The organism is Flavobacterium aurantiibacter, from assembly GCF_002251775.1.
Classification (GTDB): Bacteria; Bacteroidota; Bacteroidia; order Flavobacteriales; family Flavobacteriaceae; genus Flavobacterium; species Flavobacterium aurantiibacter.
This window is the reverse complement of the sequence record NZ_NOXX01000064.1, coordinates 1-4,713: the sequence shown is the minus strand read 5'-3', so window position 1 is coordinate 4,713 and position 4,713 is coordinate 1. Positions and strand designations below refer to the sequence as shown.

The window sequence follows — 4,713 nt, the reverse complement described above, 5'->3', positions numbered from 1 at the left end:
TTATTGATTTTTAATCAATTATGTTTTTTGTCGTGTACTAAAAAGAAAAATAACTTAAATGTAGAACCCGAGTTCTTCGAGAACGGCTTAGAAGCAATACAATATCTTAAAGCACAATTAAAAGCAGGAAGTGAAATTCCCAAGACAATACTCTTAGATTTAAATATGCCTATAATGGATGGTTGGCAATTTTTAGAAGAGTTTCGAAATTTAAAAAGCCAACATGATTTCGCAATTGATGTGTATGTAGTGACTTCATCTAACGATCACAGCGATCTAGAAAAAGCTGGGAAGTTTGAAAACGAAATCGTAAAGTACCTCTTGAAACCAATAAACGATTCGCTTTTAGGGATTCTATCCTAAATAACCGCAAGATTTCCAAAGTCGTAAAAGAGTAAATTTCCCACTTATCATTTGATTTTTAAACAATGCGACGTGTTTAAATTCTAGTGCGCAATTCTGCACATCTTTTTACCTTTGTGCCATGCCGAAAGAACTGCTCGTACAAGTAACACCCGAAATTGCTGCAAATCCAGAATTGATAAAAAGTCATGCTGCCCGATTGTTGCAACTACCAGCAAGCCAAATACAGTCGTGTGCTGTTTTAAAACGCTCTATTGATGCGCGACAGAAGCAGATAAAAATCAATTTAAAACTCGATATCCGATTCGTTGGTGAGGCACCTTTCGAGCGCCTAATTACTTTACCCGACTATAAAAATGTAGCTAATTCGAAACCGGTTGTAGTTGTAGGTGCGGGTCCAGCCGGATTGTTTGCCGCTTTACAATTAATAGAATCGGGTTTAAAGCCTATAGTTATTGAAAGAGGTAAAGATGTGCAGGCGCGTCGTCGAGATCTAAAAGCTATAAATCGCGATCATCTGGTAAACGCAGAGTCGAATTACTGTTTTGGCGAAGGTGGTGCAGGAACGTATTCCGACGGGAAATTGTACACCCGCTCCAAGAAACGTGGCGACATCGATCGTATTCTAAACCTGCTTGTTGCATTTGGTGCTACGCCCGAAATATTGGTTGAGGCTCATCCGCATATCGGAACCAACAAGCTTCCGCAGATTATTAAGGATATTCGCGAATGTATAATCGCTCAGGGCGGAACAGTGCTTTTTGAAACGAAACTTACCGATTTGATTGTAGAAAATAATCGGGTTAGGGGAGTGGAAGTAAATGATAATCAGCGTATTGAAACTGAAGCAGTTATTTTAGCAACCGGACATTCAGCCCGAGATATCTTCGAGCTTCTTCATCGAAAGAAGATTTTGATTGAGGCGAAACCTTTTGCTTTAGGTGTTCGAATCGAGCATCAGCAACGTTTAGTAGATCAGATTCAGTATTCCTGCGACGATCGTGGACCGCTGTTACCACCTGCTCCTTACAGTATCGTAAAACAGATAAACGGCCGCGGAATGTATTCGTTTTGTATGTGTCCGGGCGGCGTTATTGCGCCTTGTGCAACGGCTCCCGGCGAAGTGGTTACCAACGGATGGTCGCCATCGAAACGCGATCAAGCTACGTCGAACAGTGGTATTGTTGTAGAGTTGGGATTGGAAGATTTCAAACCTTTTGCCAAATTTGGGGCCTTGGCCGGATTGGAGTTTCAAAAACAAATTGAACAACAAGCATGGAAATTGGCGGGCGAATCGCAGCGCGTACCAGCACAGCGTATGGCCGATTTTACTCAGCGTAAAGTATCTGCCGACATTCCAAAAACATCCTACGTACCGGGAACAACTTCGGTCGAATTAGGCGAAGTTTTTCCAAAATTTATAACAGAAACGCTGCGTGCCGGATTTATTGAATTCGGAAAAAGTATGCGCGGCTATCTGACCAATGAAGCCATTTTGCACGCACCAGAATCGAGAACTTCAAGCCCAGTGCGAATTCCAAGAAACGCCGAAACCTTGCAGCATCCCGAAATTGCAGGCTTGTATCCTTGCGGAGAAGGTGCAGGTTTTGCAGGAGGCATTATTTCTGCAGCAATCGATGGAGAAAAATGTGCCCGAGCGATCGCGTTACATCATTGATTTAAGTCTCGCACAGTTTTTTGTTTTTTAGTAATCGGTTGTGCTATTCATTTAGGTACGCATGAATTTCAAAAAACAAATGTTGTGAAAAGCCTAAATAAAGAGTTTTGAACAATGCGGTATTGGTATCTTTGTGAAAAGTTAAATTATTTTACAAATCAATCTTAGAATTCTAGTCGATGCCAGAAGAGTTAGTTATTTTAGTAGATGAAAACGACGTACAAATTGGCTTAATGCCAAAGCTTGAAGCCCACGAAAAAGCCGTTTTACACAGGGCATTTTCTGTGTTTGTACTGAATGCTAAGAAGGAAGTAATGTTGCAACAACGAGCGGCACACAAATACCATTCGCCTTTACTTTGGACGAATACCTGCTGTAGTCATCAGCGCGAGGGCGAAACCAATATTCAAGCCGGAACTCGTAGGCTACGCGAAGAAATGGGCTTTGAAACGCCACTAACCGACGTGTTTCATTTTATTTACAAAGCGCCATTCGATAACGGACTAACCGAGCACGAACTCGATCATGTATTGATTGGCTTTTACGAAGAGGCACCAGAAATTAATCCAAAGGAAGTAGCCGATTGGAAATGGATGTCTATTGAAGCTATCAAATCCGATATGCAAGCACAACCTGAGCTATATACAGCTTGGTTTAAAATAATTTTCAACGAATTTTATCACTACTTCGAAACACATAACATCACAAATTCATGAGAGTTACCGTAAGCCGACACGCACATTTCAACGCCGCGCACCGTTTATACAGAAAAGATTGGACGTTCGAGAAAAATCAGGAAGTTTTTGGAAAGTGTAATAATCCAAACTATCACGGTCATAATTACGAGCTTATTGCCGCTGTTACCGGTGAAGTAGATCCCGAAACAGGCTATGTGATTGATGTTAAGATTCTAGCAGATATCATCAAGGCAGAGGTGGAGCAAAAGTTTGATCATAAAAACCTAAATTTGGACTGCGAAGAGTTCGCAAATTTGAATCCAACGGCCGAGCATATTGCTTATGTAATTTATCATAAGGTAAAACCAAAGCTGCCCGAGCACCTCGATTTGAATATCACACTTTATGAAACACCACGAAATTTTGTAAGTTATGACGGAAGGTAATTTCCAACCCTATCCACTTTTTTTTCATCCGATATTTCAATACCGTATTTGGGGAGGAGAAAAATTAAAAACCCTTTTCAATAAATCAACTCCAGACAACAGAACCGGCGAAAGTTGGGAACTCAGCGGTTTAAAAGAAGCGCCTAGTGTTGTTTCCAACGGCGTTTATTCGGGAAAAAATATCAACGAATTGTTGGAACATTTTGGGGTTGAAATCCTCGGAAAATCCGTCGTAGAAAAATACGGCAACCAACTTCCGTTACTTTTTAAGCTACTAGATGCTCGCGAACAGCTTTCCATTCAAGTACATCCGAACGATGAATTAGCCCAGCAGCGCCATAACAGCTTCGGTAAAACCGAAATGTGGTATGTAGTGCAAGCCGACAGCGGATCGGAGCTAATAGCCGGATTCGAAAAAAATACTTCAATAGACGAATTTAAATCAGCGCTAGATTCCAGTACCGTCACACAATTGATGCGTCACCACGAAGTGCAACAAGGCGACACCTTTTTTCTGGAAACGGGAACTGTTCACGCGATTGGTGCAGGCATCGTCATTGCCGAAATACAGCAAACATCTGATATTACGTATCGAATTTATGATTTCGATCGCATCGATCAAGACGGCAAGAAACGTCAGTTGCATATTGAAGAATCACTTGATGCCATTAATTTCAAGGCCAACAACCCAAAAGTTGATAAAAGCGCAAAAGCAGCGAATATTCTCGTGGAATGTCCGTATTTTAATACGTACGAGGTTCATTTAAGAACGGGTGCAAACTACATCGTTGAAAAACGCGGCGTTTTTTCTGCGTTTATGCTTGTTAGTGGTGCAATCGATATTTATTTTGACGATAGTGTTATTGCTGTTTCCGCGGGTCAAACGTTCTTGATTCCTGCAGCAATCAACGACCAAATTATCTTTAAAGGAGCGGGCACATTTTTAGAGGTTTTTGTTGGAAGCTGATTCTGAACAATAAAAGTGTACCTTTGCCGCCAAATTAGCTGAAATTATTATGGCAAACGTTAGAAATTTAAAGAAGGATATCAATTTTGTATTGGGAGATATCATTGAGGCAGTGTATCTAAATGAGATCGCTACTGCAGGAAAACCAACTGTAGAATCAAATGCAATTATCGAAGAAGCACTTGCTGCATTCGACCATTTGATCGCAAAAGTGAATGCAAAGAATGTGGAAAATAAAAAAGCGCATTTCAAACAAATTAATGTCGAATTAGAACAAACTGCAAATCAATTGATTACTAAAATCAACGCTTTGGCGTAGTTTTTTCTGAAAAAAAATCTCAAAAATTTTTTGCAAATATCAAATCCGCCCCTATATTTGCACCCGTATTGAGATGCCGGTGTAGCTCAGCTGGCTAGAGCAGCTGATTTGTAATCAGCAGGTCGTGGGTTCGAGTCCCTCTATCGGCTCAATAAAAAAGTCGCCTTCTTCAGGGCGACTTTTTCTTTTTCTTGCCATTCCGTTTTCGAAGTTTTTTGTTTGGGCAGCATTTCCGGCTTTCGGCTGTATCTTTTTATTCCGCG

General features: G+C 40.9%; 6 protein-coding genes and 1 tRNA gene. All 7 read left to right on the top strand.

What is annotated here, in order from left to right; genetic code table 11:
* Nucleotides 1–363 (top strand): response regulator (locus tag CHX27_RS00800; RefSeq protein WP_133063373.1); only part of this gene is annotated, 363 nt, incomplete at its 5' end.
* Nucleotides 364–484: 121 nt separating this feature from the next.
* The gene (locus CHX27_RS00795) at nucleotides 485–2,041 is read left to right on the top strand and encodes an NAD(P)/FAD-dependent oxidoreductase (RefSeq protein WP_094484881.1); all 1,557 of its coding nucleotides are present in this window, start codon (nucleotides 485–487) and stop codon (nucleotides 2,039–2,041) included.
* A 179-nt stretch (nucleotides 2,042–2,220) separates the two neighbouring features.
* On the top strand, nucleotides 2,221–2,757 hold the full coding sequence (gene idi, locus CHX27_RS00790) for an isopentenyl-diphosphate Delta-isomerase (RefSeq protein WP_094484880.1): 537 nt from the start codon (nucleotides 2,221–2,223) through the stop codon (nucleotides 2,755–2,757).
* Nucleotides 2,754–3,164 (top strand): 6-pyruvoyl trahydropterin synthase family protein, encoded by a 411-nt coding sequence (locus CHX27_RS00785; RefSeq protein WP_094484879.1) that lies wholly within the window; start codon nucleotides 2,754–2,756, stop codon nucleotides 3,162–3,164. Before idi ends, CHX27_RS00785 begins: the two co-directional genes overlap by 4 nt.
* Nucleotides 3,151–4,131, top strand: a complete 981-nt coding sequence (locus tag CHX27_RS00780) for a type I phosphomannose isomerase catalytic subunit (RefSeq protein ID WP_094484878.1) — start codon at nucleotides 3,151–3,153, stop codon at nucleotides 4,129–4,131. The genes CHX27_RS00785 and CHX27_RS00780 overlap by 14 nt, the downstream gene beginning before the upstream one ends.
* Before the next feature lie 49 nt (nucleotides 4,132–4,180).
* On the top strand, nucleotides 4,181–4,450 hold the full coding sequence (locus tag CHX27_RS00775; protein WP_094484877.1) for a hypothetical protein: 270 nt from the start codon (nucleotides 4,181–4,183) through the stop codon (nucleotides 4,448–4,450).
* A 75-nt stretch (nucleotides 4,451–4,525) separates the two neighbouring features.
* Nucleotides 4,526–4,599, top strand: a tRNA-Thr gene (locus CHX27_RS00770).
* Nucleotides 4,600–4,713 lie beyond the last annotated feature (114 nt).

What these genes read in the sequence shown, in the direction of transcription:
- CHX27_RS00795 (WP_094484881.1), top strand. Translation starts at nt 485, where the DNA reads ATGCCGAAAGAACTGCTCGTACAAGTAACACCCGAAATTGCTGCAAAT.
- idi (WP_094484880.1), top strand. Translation starts at nt 2,221, where the DNA reads ATGCCAGAAGAGTTAGTTATTTTAGTAGATGAAAACGACGTACAAATT.
- CHX27_RS00785 (WP_094484879.1), top strand. Translation starts at nt 2,754, where the DNA reads ATGAGAGTTACCGTAAGCCGACACGCACATTTCAACGCCGCGCACCGT.
- CHX27_RS00780 (WP_094484878.1), top strand. Translation starts at nt 3,151, where the DNA reads ATGACGGAAGGTAATTTCCAACCCTATCCACTTTTTTTTCATCCGATA.
- CHX27_RS00775 (WP_094484877.1), top strand. Translation starts at nt 4,181, where the DNA reads ATGGCAAACGTTAGAAATTTAAAGAAGGATATCAATTTTGTATTGGGA.